General features: G+C 64.3%; 11 protein-coding genes. 8 read left to right on the forward strand and 3 right to left on the reverse strand.

What is annotated here, in order from left to right; translation table 11 throughout:
* Window positions 1-5: 5 nt before the first annotated feature.
* Entirely contained in the window at window positions 6-1,583 is a 1,578-nt protein-coding gene (locus tag ML401_RS11080) for a fatty acid--CoA ligase (RefSeq protein WP_285811953.1), read from the reverse strand.
* Between the two features lie 150 nt (window positions 1,584-1,733).
* A complete protein-coding gene (locus ML401_RS11085) occupies window positions 1,734-2,606 on the reverse strand; it encodes an SDR family oxidoreductase (protein ID WP_285811954.1) in 873 nt (290 codons plus the stop codon).
* A 116-nt stretch (window positions 2,607-2,722) separates the two neighbouring features.
* On the opposite strand from ML401_RS11085, the gene ML401_RS11090 reads away from it, so the two are divergent.
* The 4 genes from ML401_RS11090 (at window position 2,723) to ML401_RS11105 (ending at window position 6,699) form a co-directional block, all read left to right on the forward strand.
* A complete protein-coding gene (locus tag ML401_RS11090) occupies window positions 2,723-3,532 on the forward strand; it encodes a crotonase/enoyl-CoA hydratase family protein (protein ID WP_211417741.1) in 810 nt (269 codons plus the stop codon).
* Between the two features lie 163 nt (window positions 3,533-3,695).
* Window positions 3,696-5,240: an acyl-CoA synthetase gene (locus ML401_RS11095; RefSeq protein ID WP_285811955.1), complete on the forward strand. Its 1,545-nt coding sequence runs from the start codon at window positions 3,696-3,698 to the stop codon at window positions 5,238-5,240.
* A 111-nt stretch (window positions 5,241-5,351) separates the two neighbouring features.
* On the forward strand, window positions 5,352-6,155 hold the full coding sequence (locus ML401_RS11100) for an enoyl-CoA hydratase/isomerase family protein (protein WP_211417739.1): 804 nt from the start codon (window positions 5,352-5,354) through the stop codon (window positions 6,153-6,155).
* Window positions 6,156-6,294: 139 nt separating this feature from the next.
* On the forward strand, window positions 6,295-6,699 hold the full coding sequence (locus ML401_RS11105; RefSeq protein WP_194407043.1) for a YccF domain-containing protein: 405 nt from the start codon (window positions 6,295-6,297) through the stop codon (window positions 6,697-6,699).
* 148 nt (window positions 6,700-6,847) lie between these two features.
* Here ML401_RS11105 and ML401_RS11110 read toward each other — a convergent pair whose 3' ends face one another.
* Window positions 6,848-8,386 (reverse strand): winged helix-turn-helix domain-containing protein, encoded by a 1,539-nt coding sequence (locus ML401_RS11110; RefSeq protein ID WP_285811956.1) that lies wholly within the window; start codon window positions 8,384-8,386, stop codon window positions 6,848-6,850.
* Between the two features lie 148 nt (window positions 8,387-8,534).
* On the opposite strand from ML401_RS11110, the gene ML401_RS11115 reads away from it, so the two are divergent.
* From ML401_RS11115 to ppc, 4 genes are all read left to right on the forward strand, one after another.
* Complete coding sequence (locus ML401_RS11115) at window positions 8,535-9,524, forward strand: tripartite tricarboxylate transporter substrate binding protein (RefSeq protein WP_211417736.1); 990 nt, start codon at window positions 8,535-8,537, stop codon at window positions 9,522-9,524.
* 29 nt (window positions 9,525-9,553) lie between these two features.
* On the forward strand, window positions 9,554-10,732 hold the full coding sequence (locus tag ML401_RS11120) for an FAD-dependent monooxygenase (RefSeq protein WP_285811957.1): 1,179 nt from the start codon (window positions 9,554-9,556) through the stop codon (window positions 10,730-10,732).
* 1,101 nt (window positions 10,733-11,833) lie between these two features.
* Entirely contained in the window at window positions 11,834-12,700 is an 867-nt protein-coding gene (locus tag ML401_RS11125) for an IS110 family transposase (RefSeq protein ID WP_376717324.1), read from the forward strand.
* Between the two features lie 194 nt (window positions 12,701-12,894).
* The gene (gene ppc, locus ML401_RS11130; protein ID WP_285811958.1) at window positions 12,895-15,687 is read left to right on the forward strand and encodes a phosphoenolpyruvate carboxylase; all 2,793 of its coding nucleotides are present in this window, start codon (window positions 12,895-12,897) and stop codon (window positions 15,685-15,687) included.
* The last annotated feature ends 82 nt before the right edge of the window (window positions 15,688-15,769 follow it).

Consider the following 15,769-nt stretch of genomic DNA (forward strand, 5'->3'; position numbering starts at 1 on the left):
TCGTCCTAATTCACCCGCCGATCCTTCCCCGCCCAGTGCGGCTCGCGCAGCTGCCGCCGCAAAATCTTTCCCGACGGGTTCCGCGGCAGCGCCGGCAGGAACTCCACGCTCTTCGGCGTCTTGAAGCCGGCGATGCGCGTCCGGGTGAAATTGATGATGTCGGTGGCGGTCGCCTCCTTGCCCGGCTTCATCACCACCACGGCCTTCACCGCCTCGCCCCATTTGTCGTCGGGCACGCCGATCACGGCGGCCTCCGCGACGTCAGGGTGATCGCACAGCGCGCTCTCGACCTCGGCGGGATAGATGTTCTCGCCGCCGGAGATGATCATGTCCTTGATGCGGTCGTGGATGTAGAGATAGCCATCCTCGTCCATGTAGCCGGCATCGCCGGTACGCAGCCAGCCGTCGCTGCGCAATGTCGAAGCGGTCGCCTCCGGCAGGTTCCAGTACCCCGCCATGTTCGAGCCCGACCGCGTCGCGATCTCGCCGACCTCACGTGGTGGCAACGGCTTGCCGTCGGCGTCCAGGATCGCGATCTCGACCCCCGGCAGCGCCTTGCCGGCCGAGCGCATCCGCTCCAGCCCCTCGACGTGATCTTCAGGCGGCAGCGCGACGATGGTGCCGGTGGTCTCCGTCATCCCGTACAGCTGCACGAAGCCGCATTTGAAGACCTCGATGCACTCCTTCAGCAGCGCCGCCGGGATCGGCGAGGCGCCATACAGCATGTATTTCAATCGTGAAAAGTCCACCGTCTTGGCGCGCGGCTGCCGCACCACGAATTGCATCGCCGCAGGCACCATGAACAGTTTTGTGATGCCGCTGTGCTCGAAGAAGTCCAGCACTTTGGTCGGATCGAACTCGCGCGCGATCACGCCGCGGGCGCCGTGATAGAGGCCCATCACGCCCCAGCCCGAGCCGCCGATGTGGAACACCGGCATCGCGACCAGCGAGACGTCGTCGGTCGACCACCGGTTCCACTCCGGCTTGTCCTCGGCATTGCCTGATTGCACCAGGTTGAGAAAGTTGGCGTGCGAGAGCATCGCGCCCTTCGGCTTGCCCGTGGTGCCCGAGGTGTAGAGCTGGATCGCGATGTCCTTGGTGTCGATCGCCACCTTCGGATCATCGCCGCTCTGCGCATCGCGCCAGGCCGTAAACTCCTGCCATTCCGGCGCACCGCCTTCGGTGGTGATGACAGTGCGCACGCCCGGGATCTGATCCCTGATCTGGTGGACCTGCGTGATGAATTCCGGCCCGACGAACAGCACCGGCGCCTTGCAGTCTTCGACGATGAAGGCGACCTCGGGCCCGGCGAGCCGCCAGTTGACCGGCGCCATCACGACGCCGGCCTTCATCGCGCCCATCAGCAGCTCGAAATAGATGTCGCTGTTCTTGCCGAGATAGGCGATGCGGTCGCCATGTCTGACGCCCATCGCGATCAATGCGTTGGCGACCTTGTTGGTCCTGACGTCGAATTCGGCGAAGCTGGTGAGGCGGCCCTCAAACTCGTAGGCGATGGCATCGCCGCGGCTCCCGGCGCGCTCGCGCACGATGTCGACGAGAGTTGCCAATTTCTGTGTGGACATGTTTCTCCCGTGGCGTCTTGTTTTTGTGCGGGGGAGTGTGAAGTCAATCGCGGAGGAAGACAAGACGGAGGGGGATGCCGCGGTTTCGTGTCCGGGACGCTGCGCACCACAGAGTGATGCGCTGCGCTGCGTCCGGGGCACGAGAGAGCACTACCCCCGCTTCGCCCGGTCCTTCTCGTTCTGCGCCTTGATGCTCTCGCGCGCGGTCTTCCAGTCGTCGTCGCTCCAGTCGCGGAGCTGGTAGAAATTGCCGCCCATCGCGAGCGCCTGCGCGCCGTCCATCGCGATCGTCTCGCCGCTGATCCAGTCGCAGCCGCCGGAGATCAGGAACACCGCGACGTTCTGCAGCTCCTCCATGGTGCCGACGCGGCCCATCGGGTTCATCGCCTTGGTGCGCGCGCCGGCTTCGTCGCCGGGCTTGATGCGCTTGCTCATGCCCTCGGTCGGAATTTCGCCGGGCGCGATGGTGTTGAGGCGGATGCCGTAGCGGCCCCATTCGGCCGCAAGCGACATCGTCATGGCGTGGATCGCCGACTTGCTCATCGCCGACGGCACCACGTAAGGCGAGCCGTTGCGCACCCAGGTCGTGGTGATCGAGACGACGTTGCCGGGTTGCTTGGCCGCGATCCAGCGCTTGCCGACCGCCTGGGTCACGTAGAACGTGCCGTGCATGACGATGTTGGCGACGGCGTCGAAGCCGCGCGGCGACAGCTCCTCGGTGCGCGAGATGAAATTGCCGGCGGCGTTGTTGATGAGGTCGGTGAGGCCGCCGTCGCGAAAGATGGTCTCCACCATCTCCTCGACCGCGAGCGCGTTGCGGATGTCGACGCCGTGACTGGTGACGCGGCCGCCATGGAGATCCATCAGCTCGGTCGCGGTCTCGTCGCACACGATCTTGCGCCGGCCGCAGATGTGCACTTCGGCGCCGAGCTGGAGGAAGCGCGCCGCCATCGACTTGCCGAGGCCCGTGCCGCCGCCGGTCACGAGGATGCGCCGTCCAGCCAGAAGATTTTCCTTGAACATGGCTGTTTCTCCCGTACGGATTGTCAGTTAATTGGTCGATTGACTAAATCCGGCCGCCAGCGTCCTGTAAAGCGGCACTGAACAAGAACAGGCAAGAACTAGGGGAGAATTCGTCCATGGAAGAGCGCGTCTCGATCTCGATCTCGGAAGGTGTCGCCGACGTGCGCCTGGTGCGTGCGGACAAGATGAATGCGCTGGATCAGGCCATGTTCGAGGCGCTAGTCGCCGCCACCGACCGGCTTTCAAGGGATAAGAGCGTGCGCGCCGTCGTGCTTTCAGGCGAGGGCCGCGCCTTCTGCGCCGGGCTCGACATGGGGCGTTTTGCCGCCATGAAGGAGAAGGGCGGCAACGGAATTCCGGGTGGCGAAAATCGTGATCTCACCAAACGCACGCATGGCCAGGCCAACTTCCCGCAACAGGCGGTGTGGGGCTGGCGCCAGCTTCCTGTGCCCGTCATCGCAGCGGTGCATGGCGTCGCCTTCGGCGGCGGCTTCCAGCTCTCGCTCGGCGCCGACATGCGCTTCCTCTCGGCGGATGCGCGGATGTCGATCATGGAGATCAAATGGGGCCTCGTGCCCGACATGGCCGGCACGCCGATCCTGGCAAGCCTCGTGCGCGACGATATCCTGCGCGATCTCACCTACACCGGCCGCATCTTCTCGGCGCAGGAAGCGATGACCTACGGCCTCGCCACCCGCATCTGCGACGACCCGCGCGCGGCGGCGCTGGAGGTCGCGCGCGAGATCGCCGGCAAGAGTCCGGATGCGATCCGCGCTGCCAAGCGGCTGCTCAACAATCTCTCGGTCGATCCGGGGCCGGCGCTGCTGGCGGAATCCGTCGAGCAGCAGAAGCTGATCGGCAGCCCGAACCAGACCGAGGCGGTGCGCTCCAATCTGGAGAAGCGCGCGGCGAAGTATGTGGATTAGCCCCTCCTGTCATTCCGGGATGCGCCGGAGGCGCAGGCCCGGAATCCATCGAGCCGCACGCTCTGTCGCCAAATGGATTCCGGGTTCGATGCTTCGCATCGCCCCGGAATGACGATCTGACTGGTACCCATTTCTCAACCCGACGAAAGATCGGAAAACAACAATGAGCGAAACCTCCGACTTCCTCGGTATCGTCTCCGGCGACCGCCGCCGCACCCACACCGAAGTGGCAGCCCGTGCCGACCGCATCGCCTCCGGACTCGCCAGGATCGGGGTGAAGCCAGGCGATTGCGTCTGCATGCTGATGCGCAACGACATCGCGTTCCTGGAGGCGGCCTATGCCGCGATGCGCCTCGGGGCCTATGGCGTGCCGATCAACTGGCACTTCAAGCCGGAGGAGATCAACTACATCCTTGGCGACACCGGCACGTCCGTGCTGATCGGGCATGCCGACATGCTGCACGGCCTGCGCGATGCGATTCCTGAGGGCGTCACGGTGCTCAGCGTGCCGACACCGCCGGAGATCCTGTCCAATTACAAGATGGATCCGGGTCATCTGACGACGCCCGACTTCGCGATCGATTTCGAATCCTGGCTCGCGCAGCATCAGCCCTATGCCGGGCCAGTCGTGCCGCAGCCCATGAACATGATCTACACGTCAGGCACCACAGGTCACCCCAAAGGGGTGCGGCGCAACGCCCCGACGCCGGAGCAGCAGGCCGCCGGCGAGCGAATGCGCGCGATGATCTACGGGCTAAAGCCCGGCGCCCGCGCGCTGCTGCCGGGCCCGCTCTATCATTCCGCGCCGAACTCGTTCGGCATCCGCGCCGGCAAGCTCGGCGGCGCCTTGGTGCTGATGCCGCGCTTCGAAGCGGAAGAATTTCTCGAAGCGATCGAACGGTACAAGATCGACACCATCTTCATGGTGCCCACCATGTTCATCCGCCTGATGAAGCTGCCGGAGCAGGTACGCAGGAAGTACGACGTCTCCTCGCTGCGCCACGTCATCCATGCCGCCGCGCCCTGTCCGGCCGACGTCAAGCGCGCCATGATCGAATGGTGGGGACCGGTGATCTACGAATTCTATGGCTCGACCGAATCCAGCGCCGTCACCTTCGCGACCTCCGAGGACGCGCTGAAGAAGCCCGGCACGGTGGGCAAGATCTCGCCCGGTGCCGAGTTGCGCTTCCTCGGTGAGGACGGCCGTGTGCTCGGCACAGGCGAGATCGGCGAGATCTATTCCCGCATGACTGAGCTTGCCGATTTCACCTACCACAACAAGCCGGAGAAGCGCACCGAGATCGACCGCGACGGCTTCATCACCTCCGGCGATGTCGGCTATATTGACGAGGACGGCTACGTCTTCATCTGCGACCGCAAGCGCGACATGGTGATCTCGGGCGGCGTCAACATCTACCCGGCCGAGATCGAGTCCGTGCTGCATGCCGTTCCCGGCGTGCATGATTGCGCCGTGTTCGGCATCCCCGACGCCGAATTCGGCGAGGCGCTGATGGCCGTGGTGGAGCCGCAAGCTGGCGTCACGCTCGAGGCCGCCGGCGTTCGTGCCGCGCTGAAGGCGCACCTCGCCGACTACAAGGTGCCCAAGCACATCGAGATCCGCAGCGGCCTGCCGCGCGAGGATTCCGGAAAGATCTTCAAGCGCCGCCTGCGCGATCCCTATTGGGAGCAGGCGGGTCGGAAGATCTGACAGTCCGTTGCCCGGATGAGCGACAGCGATAGCCGGGACGATATGAGAGTAGAGCCCCCGGATGTCGCTTCGTTGATCCGGGTTACAGAACCGATCAGGGAAGGGACCTCCATGAACGACGCGGCAGCTGCGACCCACGAAGTCCTCTACGAGATCGCCGATCACATCGCGACCATCACGCTGAACGCGCCGGAACGCATGAACACCATCTCCGGGCCGATGCTGAACGATCTGGCGCGGCTGCTCACCGAAGCCAACGAGGACAAGGACGTCCGCGTCGTGATCCTCACCGGCAAGGGCAGGGCGTTCTGCGCCGGGCTCGATCTGCGCAAAGAGCGGGACGGCAACGGCCTCAGCGCCGCGTCGTCGCCAACCACGATCAACCTCCGCAACACGCCGCCGACAGTCCTGCAGGCGATGGACAAGCCGACCATCTGCGCCGTCAACGGCGGCGCGGCCGGCTATGGCATGGACACCGCGCTCGGCTGCGACATCCGCATCATGGCGGAGTCCTCGAAACTAGCCGCTGCCTTCGTCAAGCGCGGCGTGGTGCCGGAATCCGGCGGCACCTGGCTGCTGCCGCGCATGCTCGGCTGGGCCAAGGCGTCCGAGCTGATCTTCACCGGCCGCACCCTCAGCGCCCGCGAATGCCTCGAATGGGGCCTCGCCAACGAGGTCGTACCGGACGCGGAGCTGATGACCCGTGCCACCGCGATCGCCCGCGAGATCGCCGCCAACGCGCCGCTTGCGGTGCAGGCCTCCAAGCGGATGATGCGGATGGGCCTCAACGAGACCTTCCACGACCACGTCCACCACGTCTATCTCCAGCTGCTGCCGCTGTTCAAAACCCAGGACATGGCCGAGGGCATGAAGGCGTTCATGGAAAAGCGGGAGCCGAAATTTGAAGGGCGGTAGCCCGGGTGAGCGCAGCGATACCCGGGACGGTGAGAGTTAAGTCCCGGATTTCGCTTCGTTCATCCGGGCTACCTTGCCGTCTTAGCAGAGACAGATTTCGATCCTATATAGAGGGCGTCATCGTCCAACGGATCATCCCATGACCCCCGTTTCCATCCTCCTCAACATCCTCTGGATCCTCATCGGCGGCGCCTGGATGGCGTTCGGCTGGTTGATCGCCGCGGTCATCATGGCCATCACCATCGTCGGCCTGCCCTGGGCGCGGGCGGCATTCAACATCGCCGTCTACACGCTGCTGCCGTTCGGCTCGCGCGCGGTCAACCGCTACGACGTCACCGGTATCGAGGATATCGGCACCGGCCCGCTCGGGGTGATCGGCAACATCATCTGGTTCGTGCTCGCCGGCTGGTGGCTCGCGCTCGGCCATCTCCTGACGGCGCTGGTGCTCGCAATCACCATCATCGGCATCCCCTTCGCCTGGGCTCACCTCAAGCTCGCCGGCATCGCGCTCTGGCCGATCGGCAAGGTGATCGTGCCGGCGTAAGGCCGGCTCGTAGGATGGGGAGAGGGCCCCGGCGAAGTAGGGCGTCGTCGTCGCTTCCGGACGGGACACTTTGGGGCTGCATCGCTGCGAGTAAGTGAGTGCTTCTCGTTGAGCCAACTTGCCGGCGCTGACTGATGCGACATCCCCATCATCGTTCAGGCACGCCTGCCTTGCGCAGTCCATCGAGGTAGTGAACGACATCCTCGGCAGACTGAAGATAACGCTGCCCGGATAGTTTCATCAGCGAGCAGTCAGGCTCCAGCCTGAGCAGGGCTTCGATGTGGGGGGCTGCCTCGCGTGTCTTTCCGAGGTGCCCGTAGGTCGCGGCCAACAACATGCGGCCGTTGCGGAAGTTCGGCGCGCGAGCGACCATTTCTCGAAACGGAGGAAGTGCGTCCTCGTATCGCCGCTGGATGAAATGTGCGAGCCCCTCGGTCATCAATGCCTGTGGCGGAAAGAAGGGATCGAGCCGCATATAGCGGCGAAGGGCGGCCAGACCCTCTTCCGGTTCGCCAAACAGCACCAGGCATTGGCCGTACCGCCAGTCGAAAAAGTTGGGATTGAGAGCAAACACCCTGTCCCAGGCCGCCAGGCACGCCGCGCGATCGCGCTGGAATAGGGCGACAGTGGCCAGGACATCGTGCCCGAACGGTTCGTTCGGACCGAGTTCGATGGCTCGTCGGGCGAGTTCAAACGCCTGCAGCAAGGTTTCGGTCCTCTGGTGTTCCTCATTGACGGGATTGATCCACGTTACAGTGTAGCTGCGGGCGAGCACCGCACACGGACGAGCGAACGCGGAATCCAGTTCAATGGAACGTTCGAGGAGCTTTCGAGCCTTGTAGAGCTCGTCGACCGGTTCTCCTGTCAGCAATCGTTTCATCATGTGGTTGCCGCGCAGGAAGTAGTCATATGCGTCCCAGTTCGCCGTGGGCTTGCCCAGCGGCCGATGCGCCTCCGCATCGTTGATATGGACGGCCAGTTTGACGGAAATGATCCGTGCGATTTCGTCCTGGATCGAGAAGGTGTCACCCAGCGTCCGGTCGAATCGATCCGCCCACAGGTGCGTACCCGTTGCGGCGTCGATCAATTGCGCCGTGATCCGAACGGTACCGTCGCTCCTTTGAATGCTTCCCTCGAGGATGTAGCGCGCCCCGAGTTCGCTACCGATCTGCCGGACGTCGATGCTTCGGCCCTTGTACTGAAACGACGAATTCCTGGCGATCACCAGCAGCTCGGAAAACCGCGAGAGTTCGGTGATGATGTCTTCGGTGATGCCTTCGCAGAAATAATCCTGATTTGGATCGCCCGAGAGATTGACGAAGGCCAGAACCGCGATCGAGGGAAAGTCGCCAGAGGGTCGGCGTGACGGGCTACCGGCTTTGTCATCGTGCGACACCGGTCCTTCGAGCAGGTAGCCGCGCTTCGGCAGGGTCTTGATCACGCGCTGCGCCTGGTCGCCGATCGCCAGCCTGATATCGCTGATGCAGCGGGTCAGCGACTCATCGGTGACGGTGACGTTTGGCCAAATGGCCGCGATTAATTCGTCCTTGGTGATGGTCTGTCCGGCGCGCTCGACGAGATAGCGCAGCACTTCGAAGCTCTTGGGCCGCAGCTTGATCTCGCCGGCCGGCCCAAGCAGGCACAGCCGCTCCAGGTCGAGCGTCCAAGAGCCGAAAATCAGCTTCATGTCCTGATCTTACCCGAACGACGCTCCGTCCGGAGCGGCAAGTTTCAGGCTAATTTCATGACAGTTTCAGGACGGCGAGCCCCCTTTCATGGTTTGCTGGAATTTGTCCATGCTTGCCCTCTGCCAGGCTCTCTCAGGGAGAAAGCTGATGCGGTTGCGAAACCTTCGAAATGTCATTGCCTTAACGATGCTTCTGGGCGGAACCGTTGTGGCGACCGCGCCGGCCTGTCGGGGTGACGACGCCTGGCCGGTGCACACCGTGAAGATCATCGTGCCGTTCGCCGCAGGCTCCGCCAATGATGTGAGCGCGCGCTTCTATGCCGACGGATTGGCCAAGCGTTGGGGCAAGCCCGTCGTCGTCGAGAACCGGCCCGGCGCCGATGCCGTCGTCGGTGGCGGTGCGTTTGCAAACGCCAGGGACGACCATACCCTTCTCTACGGGACCGCCTCGATGCTCACCGTGAACCCACTCTTGCAAGACTCGCTTCCCTACGACCCGTCCCGGGACATGGTGCCGATCGCTTCGACGGCTAGCTCCATCCTGGTCATCGCGGTTCAGGACCGTCTGCCGGTGCGCTCACTGCAGGAGCTGATGCAACTGGCCCGGTCGAAACCGGGCGAGCTGTCGTGGAGTTCGGGACCGAGCCTGCCGCATTTCGTGTACGCGGCGATGCTGGTACGGCACGCGCTCGAGCAGGTCTATGTTCCGTACCGGGATGCAACGGCCCAGCAGGCAGACTTCGGCGAGGGGCGTGTCCAGATCCTGTCCCATGCCCTGCTGGCGGTCAGGGCTCCGGTCGCTGCCGGCAAGGCGCGGATACTTGCCGTCACGAGTCCCGCACGCCAACCCAGCTTGCCCGACGTGCCGACGGTCGCCGAGGCCGGCTTTGCTGAAATGGAAATCGAGGGTCTTGCCGGTCTTTTTGGCTGGCGCGACATGCCTCCGGCGCTGCGCGACAGGATTTCCGCGGACGTGCAGGCGGTGGCGGCCGACCCCATTCTCCGCTCCCGAATAGAGGCAAGTGGCGCACAAGTCCTCGGCAGCACGCCGGTTGAGTTTTCTGCGGCCATCGAGCGGCAGCGAGCGCGCATCGAGCAAATCAACCGCCTCGTCAATTTGAAGAGTGCGGCGAAGTAGTACGATCCTTGGCAAGCGAGGGGATGCGAATGAGACTTCGGGCAGCCGTCGTCGGTGGAGGAATAGGCGGTCTTTCAGCGGCATGCGCGCTGTCTCGAAGGGGTGTCGAGGTCACGGTTTTCGAGCAGGCGGAAGTGCTTGGCGAAATAGGTGCCGGCGTGTCGATCTTTCCGAACGCTTTGCGGCAACTCGAGCGAATGGGGATGGGGCCGGCTCTGGCCAAAGTCGGCGCCAGGATCGGCGAGGCATCACAATATTGCCGCTCCGACGGCACCAAGGTCGGCACTGTCATCACGACCGACTCGAGCGGCTGGAACGGGTTGTATGGCATGCACAGGGCTGATCTGCTGAACGTGCTCGCGGCGAATCTTCCAGGTGAGTTCGTGCGCACCGGCCATCGCTGCGTCGGACTCGAGCAGAGCGCGGCTGCGGCGAGATTGACATTCGCGAACGGGGAAACCGCCGAGGCCGACGTCGTGATCGCCGCCGACGGCATACATTCTGCCTTGCAGAAATATGTGGTCGAGCCGAAGCCGCCCGAATATTCCGGTGTGCGCTCCTATCGCGGCTTGATTGCCAGCGACAAGCTTCCCGGATGGCGAGAGGCAGCCCACCAGGTCTGGATGGGAGAGGGCAAGCACTTCATCGTATTTCCTGTGCGCGCCGGCCGGCTGCTGAATTATGTCGGCTTTGTCCCCAGCAAGGACGCCAAGGCCGAGTCTTGGTCCGCAGTCGGAGACCGTGACGAGCTCGCATCGGCCTTCGTCGGATGGGATGCGCCCGTCGTGAGACTGCTCGAAGCCATCGAGAGCTGCTTTTGGTGGGGTTTGTATGACCGCAAACCGCTGCAATCGTGGACCAATGGGCGGCTTGCGCTGCTGGGCGATGCAGCTCACGCCATGCTTCCGCATCTGGGGCAGGGCGCCAACCAGGCGATCGAAGACGGCGTTGCATTGGCGGTCCTTCTCGAAGGGCGGAAACCGGCCGACGTGTCGGCGATCCTGCCGCAATACGAAAAGATGCGCCGCGTTCGCACCGACGTCATTCAGGCGGAGGCACGGAACAATGGCCTGCGTTATGATTCCAAATATGAGGACCTCGGACAACGCGATCGCGAAGTCGCGGACTTCGCCGCGTTCCGCAGGTGGCTATTTGATTATGATGTCGAAGAAGCCGCCATTGTCCAGCGCGCACAGGTTCTGGAGTAACCCAGGTGGGTGCTCCGGCCCGCTCGAGCTCCGTGGTGACGATGCGCCGCGTGCGCCGTGCCTTTTGCCCCAATTCCTCGCGTCGCCCGACGGGCAAAACACGCCAGATGCAGGTCAAGAGGCGGTGCCGCAAAATATTCTGATTGACCGAAATTACTGTTTCGGCTAAACCGCATTCCATCCCGGCCCGCCAAAGGGGCGTTTCGCGATCGTCACGATACGTGAGCCGGGAGGCGATGGACGCGGCAGCGCCGGCGCGTGAGGTGATGGCAGGGCGGGCAACCCTCGTGAGCCATCACGATCCGCGATACGACACGGCGCGGTCACAGCGTTTGTTTTCGGCGTCGGGGGCGAGCACGCGCGAGCTCTCGAATGTCCGGGGAGGGACGTCCGCGGACGGCAAAAGCGTGTGGTCCTGACGCCCGGGGTTCTGGCGTCAAGGCTTGCGGTGATGTGGCGGCCCGACCGGGCGCGTGCATCGATCAGCCGCAAGGCGACGGGGGCAATAGTGCATCGCTCCCCGGGGAGAGCGCGCCATAAGCCGTAACACCATTGCGCAGGGAAGGCCGGGAGCTCGGCATCACCTGTGGTCAACCCCGCGTGCGTTCTTGTCGCGTGCGGACCTTTCGGGGTGCCAGCCGGCGCCCGGCCTTCCCTGCGCCCTTTCTCTTCGATGGGGCGAAACGGACAGCCAAGCTCGGGCGGAACGCGCCGCGAGATCGCGAAGGCGTGTTTACAGAGATAAACCAGGCAGCTCTCGTGCCAGTCGAAGCTCTCGTGCCCCGGACGCAGCGCAGCGCTCCTTCAGCGGTGCGCTGCAGAGCCGGGGCCCATCTCTCCACGTGGACCGTGTGGCTCCTGGGTCCCTGTGTATCGAAATCCTGTCATGGTGGAGTGGGCGGGAAGCCGTTGGGTCCTTGGCGCTTGACGCCGTGAGCCGGCTCGGTCTCCCGCCCGTTCCATCTATCAACCTGAACAGTTGCACGAGGCTGCGCCAACAGACCACGCATCACAGGGACAGGCACCATGATCATACGCCCTCGTTACGTCGGAATCGACGTCTCCAAACGATATCTCGATATCTTCGATGAGAGCCTGGGCGTGCCGGAGCGCATCGCCAACGCGCCGCAGGCCATCACACAGATCGCGGCGCGTTGGCGATGCGATGTGCTGGTCGTCTTTGAAGCCACGGGCGTCTATGACCTTGAGCTTCGTGAGGCGCTCAGCCAGGCCGGCATCCGCTTTGCCCGGATCAACCCGGCCCGGGCCCGGGACTTTGCGCGCGCCAGCGGCCAGCTCGCCAAGACCGACCCGATCGATGCCCGGATGCTGGCGAGCTTTGCCCGGGCCATGCAGCCTGCCGCTGAGCAGGCTGCCAATCCTGCCCGCAATGCCCTGGCGGGGCTTGCAAAACGGCGGGATCAACTGGTTCTCATGCGTGCCCAGGAGAAGAACAGGCGCAGCGAGGCCGAGGACCGCGCCATGGCCGATCGCATCGGTCGGCTCATTGAAGTCCTCGACAATGAGATCGCCGAAATCGAGGCCGATATTAGCGCGCTGATCAAGACTGAGCCGGAGGTCTCCGATGATGCGCAGTTGATGCGGTCACTTCCCGGCGTGGGCCCCGTAACCTGCATGCAGCTGATCGCGCAGATGCCGGAACTCGGAAAAGTGGGACCGAAGCAGGTGGCCGCGCTCGCCGGCCTGGCTCCCTTCAACGTCGACAGCGGCGCTTACCGCGGCAAGCGGAAGATCGTCGGGGGCCGAAAGCGCGTCCGCGATGCCCTCTACATGGCCGCTCTCAATGCGGTCCGCCGGGCCGATCCATTCAAGGCCTTCTACGCTCGACTGCGACAGGCCGGTAAACCTGCCAAGCTCGCTCTCATTGCCGTTGCCAGGAAGCTGTTGACGGTCCTCAACGCCATCATGCGCGATCGAAAGCCGTACCTGTACACTAGACCAACATAACAGTTGCCGGCTCCGCAGCAACGCCGCCAGCGCGTTTACGCGCGTCTTCGACGCACGAACGGCGTTGCTGCCTTTCCGGGAGACGAAGGCCACCGTGTGCACCGCTCCCAAGTTCATCTTGCGCTGCGGTAGAAAAATATCGCACACTCATTCGCGCCGGGGAGCCACAGGGAGCTCTGCAAGAGGAGCGAGCCATGTCCCTCCAGACCATTTCATCCGACGCCACTGAGCATCGCGCCAACCGGCCCGAGGACGCCCAGGCCACGGAAGCGGAGGCGCGGCTGCGGGACGACATCCGCCTGCTCGGGCGCATCCTCGGCGACACCGTGCGCGACCAGGAGGGCGCCGACGTGTTCGACCTGGTCGAGCGCATCCGGCAGACTTCGATCCGGTTCCATCGCGACGAGGACCGGCTCGCCCGCCGCGAGCTCGAGCAGATCCTCGACAGCATGTCGACCTCCGAGACGGTGCGGATCGTCCGCGCCTTCAGCTATTTCTCCCACCTCGCCAACATCGCCGAGGACCAGAACAACATCCGCCAGATGCGGGCTCGCGGCGCAGGCAAGAACTCAGGCGTGCTGGCGGAAACGCTGGCCCACGCCAAGGCGGCGGGCATCGACCCCGACGCGCTGCGCAGCTTCTTCAAGTCCGCGCTGGTCAGCCCGGTCTTGACCGCGCACCCCACCGAAGTGCGCCGCAAGAGCACCATGGACCGCGAGATGGAGGTCGCAGGCCTGCTCGACCGCCGCGAGCGCGTCGCGCTGACCGCGGAGGAGGCGGATGCCAGCGACGAGCAGCTCCGCCGCGAGGTGCTGACACTATGGCAGACCAATCTACTTCGCCGCACCAAGCTCACCGTGCTCGATGAGGTCGCCAACGGCCTGTCGTTCTATGATTATACCTTCCTGCGCGAGGTGCCGCGCCTCGTCAACGCGCTGGAAGACCGTCTGGAGGAGGTCGGCGAGCAGGCGGCCGGCGAGCTTGCCTCGTTCCTGCGCATGGGGAGCTGGATCGGCGGCGACCGCGACGGCAATCCCTTCGTCACCGCCGACGTGATGCGTGGCACGCTGCGGCTGCAGTCGAGCCGCGTGATGCAGTTCTATCTGAACGAGCTGCACGTGCTGGGCTCGGAATTGTCGATCGCAGCGCATCTCGCCGATGTCTCCGAGGAGCTGCGTAACCTCGCCGAGCGCTCGCCGGACACCTCGCCGCACCGGAGCGGCGAGCCTTATCGGCTGGCGGTCTCCGGCATCTATGCGCGCCTGACCGCGACGGCCGAAAAGCTCGAGGTCGAGATCACGCGCCGGCCGGTCGGCAAGGGGGCGCCTTATACCAGCGTCAAGGAGCTGCAGGCCGATCTCGACGTGCTGCACCGTTCACTGATCTCCAACAACGCCCGCGTCATCGCGCGCGGCCGGCTGCGGCTGCTCCGGCGCGCGGTGGATTGCTTCGGCTTCCATCTGGCGCGGCTCGACATTCGCCAGAACTCGGCGGTGCACGAACGCACCATCGCCGAGCTGATGGATGCCGCCAACCCCGGCATGTCCTATCTCGCGCTCGGCGAGGACGCGCGCATCTCGCTGCTGACCAACGAGCTGCGCTCGACGCGCGCGCTGGTCTCGCCCTTCGTCAAATACAGCGACGAGACCATGGGCGAGCTCAACGTCTTCCATGCCGCCGCGGAGGCGCATGCCAAGTTCGGCTCGGACGCCATTCCCCAATGCATCATCTCGATGTGCAAGGGCATGTCCGACATGCTCGAGGTCGCGGTGCTCCTCAAGGAGGTCGGCCTCGTCCATCCCTCCGGCCGCAGCGCCATCAACATCGTGCCGCTGTTCGAGACCATCGAGGATCTGCAGGCCTCCTCCGGCATCATGGACCGCATGCTGTCGCTGCACGATTACCGGCGCCTCGTCGACAGCCGCGGCAGCGTGCAGGAGGTCATGCTCGGCTATTCCGACAGCAACAAGGATGGCGGGTTCGTCACCTCGGGCTGGGAGCTCTACAAGGCCGAGATCAATCTCGTCGAGGTGTTCGAGCGGCATCACGTGCGCTTGCGCCTGTTCCACGGCCGCGGCGGCTCCGTGGGGCGCGGCGGCGGACCGAGCTATGACGCCATCATCGCGCAGCCCGGCGGCGCGGTGAACGGCCAGATCCGCATCACCGAGCAGGGCGAGATCATCTCGTCGAAATATTCCAACGCCGAGGTCGGCCGCAACAATCTGGAGATTCTGGCGGCCGCGACGCTCGAGGCGAGTCTCTTGCATCCGCGCCAGAGCGCGCCGCGCCGCGAATATCTGACCGCGATGGACGAATTGTCGAACCTCGCCTTCAAAGCCTATCGCGGCCTCGTCTACGAGACCGAGGGCTTCGTCGATTATTTCTGGTCATCGACCGTGATCAACGAGATCGCGACGCTGAACATCGGCAGCCGCCCGGCCTCGCGCAAGAAGACTCGCGCCATCGAGGACCTGCGCGCCATCCCCTGGGTGTTCTCCTGGGCGCAATGCCGCTTGATGCTGCCGGGCTGGTACGGCTTTGGCAGCGCGGTCGAGCAGTGGATCGCGGAGCATCCCGACAAGGGCATGCCGTTCCTCAAGGAGCTCTACAAGGAATGGCCGTTCTTCCGCATGCTGCTGTCGAACATGGACATGGTGCTCGCGAAAAGCTCGATCGCGATCGCCTCGCGATATGCCGAACTCGTGCCCGACGAAGCGTTGCGTGAAAAAATCTTCGGTCGCATCCGCCGCGAATGGCACGCCTCGATCGAGAGCCTGCTCGACATCATGGGGCAGGACCGGTTGCTGCAGGGTAATCCGTTGCTGGAGCGCTCCGTGCGCCACCGCTTCCCCTATCTCGATCCGCTCAACCACGTGCAGGTCGAACTCCTGAGAGAGCACCGCGCGCAGAACCCCGACGAGCAGGTGCTGCGCGGGATTCAGCTGACGATCAACGGGATCTCGGCGGGGCTGCGGAATACGGGATAGGAGCGAGTGGCGAATAGCGAACGGCGAGTAGCGAAAGGGAGGCATATTCCCTAACTATTCGCAGCTCACCACTCGCCACTCG

It is taken from the genome of Bradyrhizobium sp. 62B, assembly GCF_030272265.2.
Lineage (GTDB): Bacteria > Pseudomonadota > Alphaproteobacteria > Rhizobiales > Xanthobacteraceae > Bradyrhizobium.